This window comes from Vibrio sp. D417a, assembly GCF_030248595.1.
Taxonomy (GTDB): Bacteria; Pseudomonadota; Gammaproteobacteria; order Enterobacterales; family Vibrionaceae; genus Vibrio; species Vibrio alginolyticus.
Genome location: NZ_JAHGAM010000015.1, coordinates 93006 through 108203 on the forward strand (window position 1 = coordinate 93006; position 15198 = coordinate 108203).

Genomic DNA, 15198 nt, shown 5'->3' on the forward strand with positions numbered 1-15198 from the left:
CCCGCTACTTAAGCGGGCTTTTTTGTTTTGTTGCTCATTTCACATTCAACTGCCTAAACATTAATCGAATATAGCCAACTCTAGATTGGGAGAACGTTTGCTTTATGCGACTATGTACGGCAGGAAGATTTAAACAGCTACAAGGAGGTCTTGTGAACAAGGCCATTGAAATTAAGAAACTTGGACAGCTTGAAGTGCTAACGGCTTCCGTCCCTTATACTCAAGACCCGACTCGCTTGTTCCACACACTATGTGAGAACAAAACTGACAGCCTATTGCTGGAATCTGCTGAGATCGATTCAAAGCAAAATTTAAAATCCCTGCTGATCGTAGATTCAGCGGTTCGCATTGTTTGCTTCGGCCATACCGTTAGCATGCACGCCTTGACCAATAACGGTAAAAACCTACTGTCTCACCTAAACCAGAACATCCGCGGTGACGTTGAGAGCAAGTTCGATGGCGAAACGCTAACTTTGGAGTTTAACCAGCCATGCGACACGTTAGATGAAGACTCTCGACTACGTGAAGCTTCTTCTTTCGATGCGCTGCGTTTAGTTCAGCATAGTTTTGATATTTCACAGCAAGACAAACACGCGATTTTCCTTGGTGGTCTGTTTGCCTACGACTTAGTCGCAAACTTCGAGCCGCTTGGTAATGCCGAAGCAACAAATCAGTGTCCAGATTACGTTTTCTACGTCGCGGAAACACTACTTGTTGTCGACCATCAAACGGAATCTTGCCAGCTTCAAGCGACGTTGTTTGTTGATGGTTCAGAGAAAACAGCGTTAGAGACTCGTATTGCAGAAATTAGCGCCCAGTGTGCAGCGCCAAAACTGTTGCCGAGTGCAGAGCAAATAACAGATGTAACGGTAGAACCTAGCGTGTCTGATGCAGACTTCTGCCAAACCGTTCGCGACTTAAAAGAGTTCGTAGTGAAAGGCGATGTATTCCAAGTTGTACCGTCTCGTAGATTCACTCTACCTTGTCCTTCTCCACTGGCGGCTTATAAAGAACTGAAACAAAGTAACCCAAGCCCTTACATGTTCTACATGCAAGATGAGCTGTTCACTCTGTTTGGCGCATCACCAGAAAGCGCGCTTAAGTATGAAACCGATACCAACCAAATTGAAATCTACCCAATCGCAGGCACTCGTCGCCGCGGTAAACGCCCGAATGGAGAGATTGATTTCGACCTAGATAGCCGCATCGAACTTGAACTGCGCACAGACATGAAAGAAAACGCAGAACACATGATGTTGGTTGACTTGGCACGTAACGACGTCGCTCGTATTGCTCAAGCTGGTACTCGCCACGTAGCAGACCTTCTAAAAGTCGACCGCTACAGCCACGTAATGCACTTGGTGTCTCGTGTGGTTGGTCAACTGCGTGAAGACCTAGACGCCCTGCACGCATACCAAGCATGTATGAACATGGGTACGCTCACCGGCGCACCTAAGATTCGTGCCATGCAGTTGATTCGCGATGTAGAAGGCGCACGACGCGGTAGCTACGGCGGCGCTGTTGGCTACCTCACTGGTGAAGGCACACTCGACACCTGTATCGTGATCCGCTCAGCGTACGTTGAGAACGGCATTGCTCAAGTTCAAGCTGGTGCTGGCGTGGTGTTCGACTCTGATCCACAAGCGGAAGCAGACGAAACGCGCGGCAAAGCACAAGCGGTAATCTCTGCTATCCAAGCAGCGCATAAGTCACAATAAGGAATAGGGTTCAGAGATGGCTAATATCATTTTTATCGATAACTTTGACTCGTTCACCTACAACCTTGTGGATCAGTTCCGCTCGCTAGGTTACTCAGTCAAGATTTACCGAAACAACATCCCAGCAGAAACCATCGAACAAGCGGTAAACGAGCTTGAAAACCCAGTGGTTCTGCTATCACCAGGTCCTGGCGCACCGTCAGAGGCAGGCTCAATGCCAGAGCTTATCCAACGTATGAAAGGCAAAGTGCCAATGATTGGTATTTGTCTTGGTCACCAAGCGATTGTTGAAGCATACGGCGGCACCGTTGCTGGCGCGGGCGAAATCATTCACGGTAAGGTCTCTATGATGGAGCACCAAAACCATGCGATTTACCAAAACCTGCCATCACCACTTGCAATTGCACGTTACCACTCGCTGGTTGCGACCAAGGTTCCTGAGAGCCTAACCATCACAGCAGAAGTGGATAACTTGGTAATGTCTGTTGTACATGAAGAAGATAAAGTTTGCGGGTTCCAGTTCCACCCGGAATCTATTATGACGACCTACGGAGCAACACTGTTGGCCAATGCCATTGAATGGGCACTTGAAGAACAGACTTCAGCGACCCCACTCACTGCTTAAAAAGCACTTGGCACATAAGAAATTTAGGAGAGGAAATATGGAAGCAATCATCAACCCTATTATTACCAAACTGTACGAGCAAGAATCGCTTACTCAGGAAGAGAGCCAACAGCTATTCGACATTATTATCCGTGGTGAACTAGATCCAATTTTGATGGCGTCAGCGCTGACTTCACTAAAAATCAAAGGCGAAACGCCAGACGAAATTGCAGGCGCTGCAAAAGCACTGCTGGCAAACGCAAACCCATTCCCTCGTCCAGATTATGATTTCGCGGATATCGTAGGTACTGGCGGCGACGGTCACAACACCATCAACATTTCAACCACTGCGGCGTTTGTTGCTGCAGCATGTGGTCTAAAAGTAGCGAAACACGGTAACCGCAGCGTTTCAAGCAAATCGGGTTCTTCTGACCTTCTTGATTCATTTGGTATCAACCTAGCTATGAGCGCAGAAGATACGCGCAAAGCGGTAGACGATATCGGTGTTGCTTTCCTATTTGCACCTCAATACCACGGTGGTGTGCGCCATGCGATGCCAGTGCGTCAAACCATGAAAACACGCACCATCTTTAACATTCTTGGCCCACTGATTAACCCTGCTCGTCCTAACATCGAATTGATGGGCGTTTACAGTGAAGAACTGGTTCGTCCTATCGCAGAAACCATGCTACAAATGGGTATGAAGCGCGCCGCTGTAGTACACGGCAGTGGTTTGGACGAAGTAGCAATTCACGGTGAAACAACCGTTGCCGAAATCAAAGACGGTAAGATCACAGAATACAAATTAACGCCTGCAGACTTCGGTCTAGAAGCGCACCCACTAGAAGCAATCAAAGGTGGCGATCCTGAAGAAAACAAAGCGATCATTACCAATATTCTGACGGGTAAAGGTACAGACGCACAGTTGGGTGCAGTGGCAGTAAACGTTGCTCTGCTAATGCGTCTATTCGGCCACGAAGATTTAAAAGCCAACACGCAACAAGCGATTGAGGCAATGAATTCAGGCAAGGCGTACCAATTGGTACAACAACTTGCCGCACACGCTTAAGGAATTGAAGAAGATGACTGACTTCAACACTCAGCAAGCTGACAACCTGTCTGAACACGTTTCTAAGAAAGAAGCAGAAATGGCAGAAGTACTGGCGAAAATTGTCCGCGACAAATATCAGTGGGTAGCAGACCGTAAGGTGTCTCAACCGCTAAGCACATTTCAGTCTGATTTGCAGCCATCGGACCGCAGCTTCTATGATGCTCTGAGTGGCGAAAAGACGGCCTTCATCACCGAATGTAAGAAGGCATCTCCTTCTAAAGGTTTGATTCGTGATCACTTCGACTTGGATTACATTGCATCGGTTTACAACAACCACGCAGATGCAATTTCAGTCCTAACAGACGAGAAGTACTTCCAAGGTAACTTTGATTTTCTTCCTCAAGTACGTGGTCAAGTCAAACAACCCGTTCTGTGCAAAGACTTCATGGTAGATAGCTACCAAGTTTACCTAGCACGTCATTACAGTGCTGATGCCGTGCTACTGATGCTTTCTGTCCTGAATGACGAAGAGTACAAAGCGCTAGAGGAAGCAGCACACAGCCTGAACATGGGTATCTTGACCGAAGTCAGCAACGAAGAAGAGCTTCATCGTGCCGTTAAGCTGGGCGCACGCGTTATCGGCATCAATAACCGTAACCTTCGCGACCTAAGTACTGATTTGAATCGTACAAAAGAACTGGCACCGACTATTCGCGAACTGGCTCCTAACGCAACAGTAATCTCAGAATCTGGCATTTATACACATCAACAAGTTCGTGATTTAGCGGAATACGCAGACGGCTTCTTGATTGGTAGTTCACTGATGGCGGAAGACAACCTAGAACTTGCTGTACGTAAAGTGACCTTAGGCGAAAACAAAGTGTGTGGCTTAACGCATCAAGATGACGCAGCAAAAGCGTATCAAGCTGGTGCGGTATTTGGTGGCCTGATTTTTGTCGAGAAGTCGAAGCGTGCAGTTGACCTTGAAGGTGCTCGCTTAACCATGAGCGGTGCTCCACTGAATTATGTAGGCGTTTTCCAAAATCACGATATCGATTTTGTTGCTTCTGTCGTGACCTCTTTGGGTTTAAAAGCAGTGCAACTGCACGGTCAAGAAGACCAAGCTTACGTAAACCAACTCAAAGCCGAACTGCCAACAACAGTAGAAATTTGGAAAGCTTATGGCGTGACTGATGCCAAGCCACAACTGCTAGCAGACAACATTGACCGCCATCTATTAGATGCGCAAGTTGGCACTCAAACCGGCGGTACCGGCCAAGTGTTCGACTGGTCACTGATCGGCGACCCAAGTCAAATTATGCTAGCGGGCGGACTGTCGCCAGAAAATGCTCAACAAGCAGCGACACTAGGTTGCTTGGGATTAGATTTAAACTCTGGTGTAGAAAGCGCACCAGGCAAAAAAGATTCACAGAAGTTGCTCGCGGCATTCACCGCTATTCGCAACTACTAAAGCTGGATATCAGCTAAAAAATTTAAAGCTATTCGTAGCGAAAAATACGAGAAGGAATATAACGATGGCAAAACTGAATGCCTACTTTGGCGAATACGGCGGTCAGTACGTTCCGCAAATTCTAGTTCCAGCGCTGGAGCAACTAGAGCAAGCGTTTATCGACGCGCAAGAAGATCCAGAATTCCGCAGCGAATTCATGACGCTTCTTCAAGAGTATGCGGGTCGTCCAACGGCTTTGACTCTAACTCGTAACCTAACCAAAGGTACGAAAACCAAACTGTACCTAAAACGTGAAGACCTACTTCACGGTGGTGCCCACAAGACTAACCAAGTGTTGGGTCAAGCGCTACTTGCGAAACGCATGGGCAAAAACGAAATCATCGCTGAAACTGGCGCAGGTCAACACGGTGTTGCAACCGCACTAGCATGTGCACTGCTTGGCCTTAAGTGTCGCGTGTACATGGGTGCAAAAGACGTTGAGCGTCAAAGCCCGAACGTATTCCGTATGAAGCTAATGGGCGCAGAAGTTATTCCTGTCCACTCGGGTTCAGCAACACTTAAAGACGCATGTAACGAAGCGCTGCGTGACTGGTCTGCAACTTATGAAGATGCACACTACCTATTAGGTACAGCGGCAGGTCCTCACCCATTCCCAACCATCGTGCGTGACTTCCAACGCATGATTGGTGAAGAAACGAAGAATCAGATTTTGGCACGTGAAGGTCGTCTTCCTGATGCGGTTATCGCATGTGTGGGCGGTGGTTCAAACGCGATTGGCATGTTTGCTGACTTCATCGAAGAAGAAAGCGTTCGTCTAATTGGTGTTGAGCCAGCAGGTAAAGGTATCGATACTGACCAGCACGGTGCACCACTTAAACATGGTAAAACGGGTATTTTCTTTGGTATGAAAGCGCCATTGATGCAAGATCCAAACGGTCAGGTTGAAGAGTCATACTCTGTCTCTGCTGGTCTTGATTTCCCTTCAGTTGGTCCACAGCACGCACATCTAAACGCAATTGGCCGTGCTGAATATGACAACGTGACGGATGATGAAGCACTAGAAGCATTCCAAGAAATTGCGCGTCACGAAGGTATCATCCCTGCTCTAGAATCTTCTCACGCACTGGCTCATGCACTGCGTATGGCTCGTGAGAATCCAGAAAAAGAGCAATTATTGGTCGTTAACCTATCAGGTCGTGGTGACAAAGACATCTTCACCGTACACGCCATCTTAGAAGAAAAAGGAGCAATCTAATGAGCCGTTATGAAAAGATGTTTGAGCGCCTAAACGAAAAGAACCAAGGCGCATTTGTACCGTTCGTAACGGTTTGCGATCCAAACGCCGAGCAGTCTTACAAAATCATGGAAACACTGGTCGAGTCTGGCGCAGATGCCCTTGAACTCGGTATTCCATTTTCAGATCCTCTTGCGGATGGCCCGACTATCCAAGGTGCGAACATTCGTGCTCTAGATTCAGGCGCAACACCGGATATCTGCTTCGAACAAATTGGTAAGATCCGAGCTAAGTACCCAGAGCTACCTATTGGCCTTCTGATGTACGCGAACCTTGTTTACTCTCGTGGTATCGAGAACTTCTATGAGCGTTGTGCAAAAGCAGGCATCGATTCTGTTTTGATTGCAGACGTACCAACTAATGAAAGTACTGAGTTCGTTGCGGCTGCAGAGAAGTTTGATATTCACCCAATCTTCATCGCACCACCAACAGCAAGTGATGAAACACTGAAGCAAGTATCAGAGTTAGGTGGCGGCTACACTTACCTACTCTCTCGTGCAGGTGTTACTGGCGCAGAAACCAAAGCAAACATGCCTGTAGGTCATATGCTCGATAGACTGAACCAATTTGATGCACCACCAGCGCTACTTGGTTTTGGCATCTCTGAGCCTGCACAGGTGAAACAAGCACTAGAATCTGGTGCGGCTGGTGCAATTTCTGGTTCAGCCGTGGTCAAAATCATTGAAGCGAACGTTGAGCAGCCACAAATTATGCTCGACAAGCTAGGTGAATTCGTTTCTGCAATGAAAGCTGCCACTCAAAAATAATTTCAGTTTGATATGACACAACAACGCCCGCTTAACATTATGTTTAGTGGGCGTTTTCTTACTATCGCGTTTATACCACGTCATTTTTTGTTCAACGCCCGCACTTTCCAAATCTATCTCAAGCAGAGCACTCAAAGAGTGTTAAGCTTGGGTCACTTAACTAACTCAATAAAGCAATGTGCAGTAAGGTTGCTACATGGAAGAAGTCAAAACACTGCTAGCCAAATGTCCTGTACTATCAGGGCTGCCAGATAAAGGGCTCAGTGAAGCAGCGCAAATGACTAAGGTTCGCTGCTTCGACGAAAAAGCACTGATTTGCAATAAAGGTGCACTTCAATCTTCTCTTATGGTCATAGCTCAAGGTGCAGTGAGAGTGAACTCAATTAGTTCAAAAGGCAAAGAAGTCACACTGATGATTTTCGAAGCTGGTGGCTGGTTTGGAGACAATGTTTTTTCTCCCGGTATGCCTCGTATTTTTGGTGCGACCGCGCATTCGGACGTGACTGTAATGGAGCTTCCTGGAGATAAATTTCGCCAGTTACTCGCCAAATACCCTCAAAGTTACCCCACTATACTCGACTTACTTAGCCGCCGTTTATGGTCTGCTATTTCTGTTATCGAAGATGACGCGATTAGAGGAATTGAAGAACGAGTCGCCAAAAGGTTGCTGCTGCTTGCTGAATACCAACTTAATCAAGCGATCGATACTCGACCATGCGTTGTCAGGGTAACAAGAGAACATATCGCTAACATGATGGGGCTAACTCGTCAGAGCGTACACAAGATACTAAAACGATTAGAAAGTATTGGGATGCTAGAGCTAAACTATGGCTCAGTAACCATTACCAATCCGAAACGCTTAGAAGAATACTTTAAAGAACTCGAGCAATAGATCCATTCAACAAACGGTAAGTATTGTCTAACGATAGCTAAAAACCTTATGCATCTAATTGGTCAAGAGCACAACACCATTTGCACTTAGGCAAGTGGCGCTGTGACACAAAAACCATTGAATTGACTAAGCTATATTCAATTCAGATTTCAACTCACGTTTCAAAATCTTTCCTGTCGCACTCATCGGGAGGTGTTCACGAATTTCGACATAACGAGGATATTTAAACGAGGCTAATTGCTCTTTACCCCACTTTTGTAATGAATCGGCGTCAATGTATTCTTTTGGTTTAAGTACAACGTAGGCTTTTATCTCTTCGCCATACTCTTCATTTGGAATCCCTATCACCGCTACCATTGAAACTGCAGGATGAGTCATGAAAACTTCTTCAATTTCTCTGGGATAAACATTAAATCCACCTCGAATGATCAGATCTTTCATTCTATCGACAATAAATAAATTACCTGAACTGTCAAAGCGGCCCACATCACCAGTATGGAACCAACCATTTTGTAGCGCAGATTCAGTAACTTCTGGGCGGTCAAGATATCCCTTCATAACATTATGACCACGCACAACAATCTCACCTTCTTCGCCTATCGGTAGTGCATTACCTTCAATATCGATAACTTTTACTTCGACACCTTGAACCGGTTGACCTACCGAGCCTGGTATGCGCTCCTGATCCAAATGATTAAAACATGCAATAGGACTTGTCTCCGATAACCCGTATCCTTCTAAGATCGGCACATTAAATGTTTCTTCAAAGGTTCGAAAGATTTCGGTTGGCAATGGCGCACCACCGCTTACTGCAACACGCAATGACGAGGTATCAAATTGATGCTGCACGTGAAGCAGACCGATGTACATCGTTGGCACACCAGCAAATATCGTCACCCTATGTTTTTCCACCAGCTCAAGAACATGTTTAGGCTCAAACCTAGGCACTAACACCAATGTTGCCCCGCCCAAAACACTAGCATTTAAGTGGACGGTTTGACCAAATGTATGAAATAAAGGCAAAGTTACTAAGTGAATATCATCGGCCTGGCTGCCCATAATGTTTTGTGCCACCAGAGCGTTCATTATGATGTTCTGCTGAGTCAGCTCAGCGCCTTTTGGTAAGCCTGTCGTCCCTGATGTATACAAAATCACACAAGTATCATCCGCATTACGCGGTATATAATCCGGCAACGGTTGGACATCGGCTATAAACGCATTGAGAGTTATTACACCATTCCAATAGCTTTCATCTTGAGATTGAGTCAATACGACTATGCCTTCGCATGTATCGACTTGTTCAAAGGCTTTGACACCCTCTTTTGCCATTGGCAGTTCTTTCGTCCCTTCAAAGCAGAAATAAAACTTCGCTTTTGAATCTTCTAAGTGATACTTAATTTCTCGCGCTTTCAAAAGCACATTTAATGGGACTGCAACCGCGCCAGCTTTTTGTATTGCATAATAAACAAACGCGAAAAAAGGAATGTTTGGGCATGAAATCGCAACGCGGTCACCTGGCTTTACGCCTTTATTGATTAAAGACGCTGCGATCTTGCCGGCGATCGCATCAAACTGCGCATAATTTATCTTTTCAGTGCCACATATCAACGCCGTTTTATCTGGTTTACTCGCAGCATTTCTTTGTAACGCAGCAGCAAGATTCATCATAGTCTCTTCACCTCTTACTTGTCTTTCTCGTCTAATCAGCTCAGGAGCATTAACTAAGCAAGTTATCTCTAACACTGGATCGTCAGCATTGAGTCTCACCAGTCATTACAATTTAACATTACGTTTACAACGCAATTAGAGCCAAGAATGTAAAGCAATTAACATTTCAGAAGGCAAATTAATAAAAGTGTGAGCTTGAAAGAGATGAATTGTTATAAATATCAACCCAAGTCACTAAAAACTCTGACTGCAATAGCAAATACAAAAGCGGTTAAAATTAACAAAAAGAAAACAAATAAAGAAAAATAAACTTGAACAATCCTAAGCGCGACCCTTATAAGAAAAATCAATAGCAAACGTTTGCTATTGAACAAAACTTTATCGTTCGTCAATAAAATATCGATTAATCCATCAATAATACCTTGCTGCATATTGCCAATTGTAAACGATAAGTGTAAAAAGCAAGGCGAGATAATTATCCGTAAATCCATTTATGGTTAGTGGGTAATCTTAGGATTTTACATTTTATTAGCACAGAGGTTATGGAAGTGTTAAAAGAAAAGAGTTTACTAAACAACATTGGCGTACAAGTCGTAATCGCCATGATCGTGGGCACAGCCGTTGGTGCCATGATGGGTCATGATGCGACAGTGTTCGCTCCTTTAGGTGCTATCTTTATCAACTTAATCAAAATGTTGGTTATTCCTTTGGTCGCTGTAGCCTTGATTTCTGGCGCCGCTGGTCTTGGGAACAGCCAGTCAGCAGGTAAAGTTGGCATCGTCACTCTAGGTTATTTTGGTTTAACATCCGCCCTAGCCGTTGCGCTTGCACTATTTATGGGTGAAGTATTCCAACCAGGCATGGGTATCGACGTCTCTGGCGTTGAAGGCATGTTCTCAGCAGAATACGCTTCAAAAGGTGAACTACCTACTTTCTGGGCAACCATCACTGGTATGATCCCAACCAACGTTTTCCAATCACTAAATGAAGCAAACATCCTACAGATCCTCGTTTTCTGTATGTTCTTTGGTATTGCGATTTCTAAGCAAGCAAAAGAGCGTCGTGAACCAATCATCAATGGTGTTAACTGCATCGTTGACGCAATGGTTTGGATGATCAACAAAGTAATGATCATTGCACCTATCGGTGTATTTGGTCTGATGGCAGAAGCCGTCGGTACGTTTGGTTTTGGTGCGCTAATGGTGGTGTTTAAACTGTTCGTTGTTTACGTTGCCGCCATCCTAATCTTCGGTTTCGTTGTTTACCCAGCAATGGTGCATGTTTTCACGAAGACATCTGCGAAGAAATTCCTGTCTTCAATGAAGAAACCGCAAGCAGTTGCGCTTTCAACAGCGTCTTCTATGGCAACACTGCCTGTCACAATGGACACCTGTGAAAAAGAGCTGGGCGTAAAAAATTCAACTGCATCATTTGTTCTGCCTCTAGGCGCAACGATCAACATGTCAGGTAATGCGATTTACTATGGCTTGGTTGCTATCTTCTTTGCTCAACTGTTCAATATCGATCTAGGCATGGGCGCTTACATTGCAATTATCGTAACGTCTACATTGGGTGCGGTTGGTCAAGCGGGTGTTCCTGGCCCTTCTTTCCTAGTGGTTGCCGTGCTTCTTGCCGCTGGCATTCCAATTGAAGGTCTACCGCTGCTATTCGCTCTTGACCGTATTTTCGATATGATTCGTACAGCACTGAACATCACAGGTGATGCTGCATGTGCAGTTATCGTTGATGCGCTAATTGAAGAAGAAACGGCAGAAGCTGAGCTAAAAAAGCAAGAAGCCTAACCCTTTCTTGAATAGACCAAAAACCGCTCATAATGAGCGGTTTTTTTGTCTTTTCTTGCATTACGTAACTATACAAATAGAAACCGATGGCATAAATTTTTCAAAATGATATAAACCATTACAAAATATAACAAAACGTTAGAGCTAGGTTATATCATGAGTCTTGAGCAATCTTTGGAATATCTCACCAAAATAAATTTGCCGATCGAATCAAAGCAGCAGGCCCTGGTTGACTCAGTTATTCTTACCCTAACGAAACAAAAACGAGATGCTCTTTTTCAACAGGTTGCTCTGTATCGAATAAAACTGCTTAAATCTCTCTTTCCTAAACACGCATCAAAAAGTCTTTCTGCACTATTTGAGTTAATGGATTATCGAGATTTAGTGCAACAGTATCCGACAGGTTTCTCCAAAGAGATTCGTTTACTTGAACAACTTGCCGCAGATTGTTCCCCGCATTGGATGGTTTTCTGGTGTCAATGCGAGATCGAAGCAATCAAGCAAAAATATCCTTCAAACGAAGCTGCGATTCCTACTCCGCTTCCGTTTGACGACCACAGCTATACTAGCGTGTTAATTGAAGATATCGCAGATTGCGATCTTGAGGTAATGCTGCCAAATCATGCAGCGTTAATGCCGATTTCCGAAGCGATCACACTGAGTAATCTTGAGCTTTTCGTCCAAACTGAACAATGGTTTGAAATCTTGCCTCTTTTATCACTCTCGCAAAAAGGGCAGCACTTTGCCCTCTTGCTCAAATCGTCATCTTCACCAATCATGGTCTCCTCCGCTTTAGTGCAAAGCTGGCATCAACGAAATAACTGGCTCAGTTACTCACCACAGTTTAGTAACGAACAATGGCAGTTTTGCTTTCCTAATCATGGGTACAGTGTTCTCAATCAACTGGGTATTTTGGAGTGTCGTGCTCTAACTCATGAGCACACTCTTATTGAGTTTGATGCTCAGTTTCAATCTCGTGTAAAGAACAGTGAAGCGGTTTGCGAAGTACTGCGTCTTACGGTGGGAGGCAACATTCAACAAAAGCTGTATTTTTTGTATCTGGCGCAAAAAACTATGATGAGCGAGCTCTATAAAGCAGGCTATAAGCTCGGCTTTACCATTATTGAGCAAGTATTTATGTTAAATTTCTATCAATCTATTGATTTAAGTGCCTACTTTCACTCAGGATACCGCGACATTAACGGTGACGGTACCAAGACATACCGCGGTTTCTGGAATTTAGGTATGATGGTTGAAGCATTTCAAGACATACAATTTCGCGACTACAAACATTGCGTACGAACAAAAAGAATGGATAAAAAGGTGAATGAGCATGCTTGATGTTCATTTGCACGGTCTCTTTTACCCAAAAGCAATGGCATTGTACGCGACTGTACTAATAGTATTCGCTTGGCTACTGTATTACTGCTATCGCCTAAAACAGAAGAGTGAATCAATCTTAGGCTCGCATCACGCGCCTTACATCGCTTATTCCAGCTGTATCATTGTTTGGATAAGCAGCAACGCCTATTTCCATACCGATTTATTGCCAGAATTAGGCTCTGTTGGTGGCATTTTTATGGCTAAGTTAGCGAACTTAGCGTCTTTTTTCGCCTTTGCGTTTGCATTCTATTTTTCTTGCCAGTTAACCGCAGATGTTAAAAAAACAGCGGTCAAAGCCTGGCAAAAAGTCGTCTTTGTCGCACTAGCAACGTATTCACTGTACATCAACTTAGTACCGAATCTTACTGTCGAAAATGTCACCATTAGTGGTCCAAGCCAGTTCGTCATTAAATTTGGCCCACATACCTCATATTTTTTCATTAGTTTGCTAGCTTTCGTGGTACTAACGCTGCTTAACTTGATTGCCATGCGCGCTAACAGCAGCAAGCTCACGTTAGCAAAAAGCAACTATATGATCGCTGGCATTTTGGTATTCATGTTATCTACGGCAGTGATACACCTTGGAATGACGTATTTCCTTGGCGACTTCTCCCTAACTTGGTTACCACCAGCACTTTCAATCAGCGAAATGTTGTTTGTGGGCTATGCCCTACTTACCTCTCGCTTCTACAGCGCTAAATATCTCACGTACTTAACGGTAAGCGCGCTCTTAGTCTGCGCCATTTTTGTTCTGCCGCTAGGGGCGATATTTATTCCTATCTCTGAAGATAACCAATGGCTTGTTGCGGTACCTTTATGCGCGCTTATCGGTATCAGTTGGCACTTGCTTTTTAAGCGAGTCAGTCGTTTCGCTTCATATTTTATTTATGGGAAACGACACACTCCCGTTCAGCAAATCCTTGGGTTAGAGGAAGAGTTTAAACGCTCAATAGATGATGCTATGCGTCAGTTGGCATCGTTACTTAACATACCAAACAACAAGCTACAGCTAGTCACTAGCAATTACACAGAAACGTTTTACGAAGAGTACCTGCCGTCAAGCAAGTCAGTTCTCGTGCTTGATGAGTTGTCTGAAGAAATTGATTATGCCTCCTCTTCTAAAGGGTCGATGAGAAAGCTCTACGAGCGTATGCGCTCAAGCAATACTGCGCTCGTTATGCCTCTCTTCGGTCGTGGAAAATCTGTTACTCACTTGCTGATTTCTTCACATAAAATAGATAATAAGCTGTTTTCTAATGAAGAAATCTCAGCTCTGCAAACGTTATTAGTTCGCATCCAGAGCACCATTGAAGCCGATAGAAAGGTACGCCAAAGCCGTGCGCTGGCTAACTCCATTGCACATGAAATGCGTAACCCTCTCGCTCAAGTACAATTACAATTTGAAGCTTTAAAACAGCATATAGAGTCAAACGCCTCACTGGATATGCTAAAAAGAGAAATTGATAAAGGTGAAGCCGCTATACAACGCGGTCGACAACTTATCGATATTATTTTACGAGAAGTTAGCGACAGCTCACCAGAGCATGAGCCTTTAGCTCTCACTTCCATACATAAAGCCATCGACCAAGCAGTAAGCCGTTATGGTTTTGAAAACGATCAAATAATTGAGAGAATTAACCTGCCACAGGCACACGATTTTGTCGCGAAGTTAAATGAGACCCTGTTTAACTTTGTCATTTTCAATTTGATTCGTAACGCTATCTACTATTTTGATTCTTATCCCGACAGTCAAATTGAGATTCGTACCCAGGCGGGGGCTTACGAAAACATTCTGATCTTCCGAGATAGTGGGCCAGGTATAGATCGCAGTATCTTACACAAGATATTTGATGACTTTTTCTCGTATCAAAAAAGCGGAGGCAGTGGCTTAGGTTTGGGCTATTGCCAACGTGTTATGCGCTCCTTCGGAGGACGAATAGAGTGCCAGTCTGAATTGAGCGAGTTCACAGAATTCTACTTGTATTTCCCAGTCGTACCAAACGCACCAAAACCAGAGACATTGAGAGCACCGGACTTTGATAACTGGAAAGCAACTCCATCACATTCTGAAAATCATTCAGCTCAACACGTACAAGTATGTAAAGATGCACCAACAGTGCTCATTGTTGATGACAAAGAGGTGCAACGCACCTTGGTACAGATGTATTTAAAAAGATTGGGAGTCAACAGCTTACAAGCAAATAATGGAGCCTCTGCGGTAGAACTATTCCACTCTCACAAGATTGATCTCGTTCTTATGGATGTCCAAATGCCGGTAATGAATGGATTTGACGCCAGCCAACGGATTAAGCAAATCACATCCTCCGTTCCAATCATTGCCTTATCTGGTGAGTCTGGAGCTAGAGAGTTGGAGCTAATTTCGACACTCATGGATGACAGGCTCGAAAAGCCCACCACGTTAAATGCACTTCAAGTCGTCATCCAAAGATGGTTACAGAACGAGAATTTTGCACCTTCCAACACTTTTTAATTTGCAAATATAGAATTGGCACTAGATGTGCATTATTGGAGTAAATCGAATTATCCA

11 protein-coding genes and 1 other annotated feature (1 of these 12 cut by a window edge) are annotated in these 15198 nt (G+C 44.5%); of the genes, 10 read left to right on the forward strand and 1 reads right to left on the reverse strand.

The annotated features are described in order from the left end of the window. Nucleotides 1-26, forward strand: a sequence feature (Trp leader region); it begins 78 nt to the left of the window's first position. A gap of 126 nt (nucleotides 27-152) precedes the next feature. The 7 genes from KI742_RS14225 to KI742_RS14255 all read left to right on the forward strand — a co-directional run bounded on the left by KI742_RS14225 (nucleotide 153) and on the right by KI742_RS14255 (nucleotide 7797). Then, entirely contained in the window at nucleotides 153-1718 is a 1566-nt protein-coding gene (locus tag KI742_RS14225; protein ID WP_025767265.1) for an anthranilate synthase component 1, read from the forward strand. Nucleotides 1719-1734: 16 nt separating this feature from the next. Further along, nucleotides 1735-2343 (forward strand): aminodeoxychorismate/anthranilate synthase component II, encoded by a 609-nt coding sequence (locus KI742_RS14230; RefSeq protein WP_085569788.1) that lies wholly within the window; start codon nucleotides 1735-1737, stop codon nucleotides 2341-2343. A gap of 37 nt (nucleotides 2344-2380) precedes the next feature. Next, nucleotides 2381-3391, forward strand: a complete 1011-nt coding sequence (gene trpD / locus KI742_RS14235) for an anthranilate phosphoribosyltransferase (protein WP_115386161.1) — start codon at nucleotides 2381-2383, stop codon at nucleotides 3389-3391. A 13-nt stretch (nucleotides 3392-3404) separates the two neighbouring features. Continuing rightward, nucleotides 3405-4844 (forward strand): bifunctional indole-3-glycerol-phosphate synthase TrpC/phosphoribosylanthranilate isomerase TrpF, encoded by a 1440-nt coding sequence (gene trpCF, locus KI742_RS14240; RefSeq protein ID WP_285385624.1) that lies wholly within the window; start codon nucleotides 3405-3407, stop codon nucleotides 4842-4844. A 64-nt stretch (nucleotides 4845-4908) separates the two neighbouring features. Continuing rightward, a complete protein-coding gene (gene trpB, locus KI742_RS14245; RefSeq protein WP_005445041.1) occupies nucleotides 4909-6099 on the forward strand; it encodes a tryptophan synthase subunit beta in 1191 nt (396 codons plus the stop codon). Continuing rightward, a complete protein-coding gene (gene trpA, locus KI742_RS14250) occupies nucleotides 6099-6905 on the forward strand; it encodes a tryptophan synthase subunit alpha (RefSeq protein WP_054574754.1) in 807 nt (268 codons plus the stop codon). Before trpB ends, trpA begins: the two co-directional genes overlap by 1 nt. Before the next feature lie 196 nt (nucleotides 6906-7101). Further along, nucleotides 7102-7797, forward strand: a complete 696-nt coding sequence (locus KI742_RS14255; protein ID WP_005376777.1) for a Crp/Fnr family transcriptional regulator — start codon at nucleotides 7102-7104, stop codon at nucleotides 7795-7797. A gap of 126 nt (nucleotides 7798-7923) precedes the next feature. Here KI742_RS14255 and KI742_RS14260 read toward each other — a convergent pair whose 3' ends face one another. Continuing rightward, on the reverse strand, nucleotides 7924-9465 hold the full coding sequence (locus KI742_RS14260; RefSeq protein ID WP_042522823.1) for a long-chain fatty acid--CoA ligase: 1542 nt from the start codon (nucleotides 9463-9465) through the stop codon (nucleotides 7924-7926). A gap of 542 nt (nucleotides 9466-10007) precedes the next feature. On the opposite strand from KI742_RS14260, the gene KI742_RS14265 reads away from it, so the two are divergent. The 3 genes from KI742_RS14265 to KI742_RS14275 all read left to right on the forward strand — a co-directional run bounded on the left by KI742_RS14265 (nucleotide 10008) and on the right by KI742_RS14275 (nucleotide 15141). Continuing rightward, nucleotides 10008-11267 carry a dicarboxylate/amino acid:cation symporter gene (locus KI742_RS14265; RefSeq protein ID WP_005376774.1) on the forward strand — a complete coding sequence of 420 codons (1260 nt, stop codon included), beginning with the start codon at nucleotides 10008-10010 and terminating at the stop codon, nucleotides 11265-11267. 156 nt (nucleotides 11268-11423) lie between these two features. Continuing rightward, nucleotides 11424-12608, forward strand: a complete 1185-nt coding sequence (locus KI742_RS14270; protein ID WP_285385622.1) for an acyl-homoserine-lactone synthase — start codon at nucleotides 11424-11426, stop codon at nucleotides 12606-12608. Next, complete coding sequence (locus tag KI742_RS14275) at nucleotides 12601-15141, forward strand: hybrid sensor histidine kinase/response regulator (protein WP_115386165.1); 2541 nt, start codon at nucleotides 12601-12603, stop codon at nucleotides 15139-15141. The genes KI742_RS14270 and KI742_RS14275 overlap by 8 nt, the downstream gene beginning before the upstream one ends. The last annotated feature ends 57 nt before the right edge of the window (nucleotides 15142-15198 follow it).

Bases quoted from the DNA above. Each gene is read 5' to 3' on its own strand.
- KI742_RS14230 (WP_085569788.1), top strand. From the start codon at position 1,735: ATGGCTAATATCATTTTTATCGATAACTTTGACTCGTTCACCTACAAC.
- trpD (WP_115386161.1), top strand. From the start codon at position 2,381: ATGGAAGCAATCATCAACCCTATTATTACCAAACTGTACGAGCAAGAA.
- trpCF (WP_285385624.1), top strand. From the start codon at position 3,405: ATGACTGACTTCAACACTCAGCAAGCTGACAACCTGTCTGAACACGTT.
- trpB (WP_005445041.1), top strand. From the start codon at position 4,909: ATGGCAAAACTGAATGCCTACTTTGGCGAATACGGCGGTCAGTACGTT.
- trpA (WP_054574754.1), top strand. From the start codon at position 6,099: ATGAGCCGTTATGAAAAGATGTTTGAGCGCCTAAACGAAAAGAACCAA.
- KI742_RS14255 (WP_005376777.1), top strand. From the start codon at position 7,102: ATGGAAGAAGTCAAAACACTGCTAGCCAAATGTCCTGTACTATCAGGG.
- KI742_RS14260 (WP_042522823.1), bottom strand. From the start codon at position 9,465: ATGATGAATCTTGCTGCTGCGTTACAAAGAAATGCTGCGAGTAAACCA.
- KI742_RS14265 (WP_005376774.1), top strand. From the start codon at position 10,008: ATGGAAGTGTTAAAAGAAAAGAGTTTACTAAACAACATTGGCGTACAA.
- KI742_RS14270 (WP_285385622.1), top strand. From the start codon at position 11,424: ATGAGTCTTGAGCAATCTTTGGAATATCTCACCAAAATAAATTTGCCG.
- KI742_RS14275 (WP_115386165.1), top strand. From the start codon at position 12,601: ATGCTTGATGTTCATTTGCACGGTCTCTTTTACCCAAAAGCAATGGCA.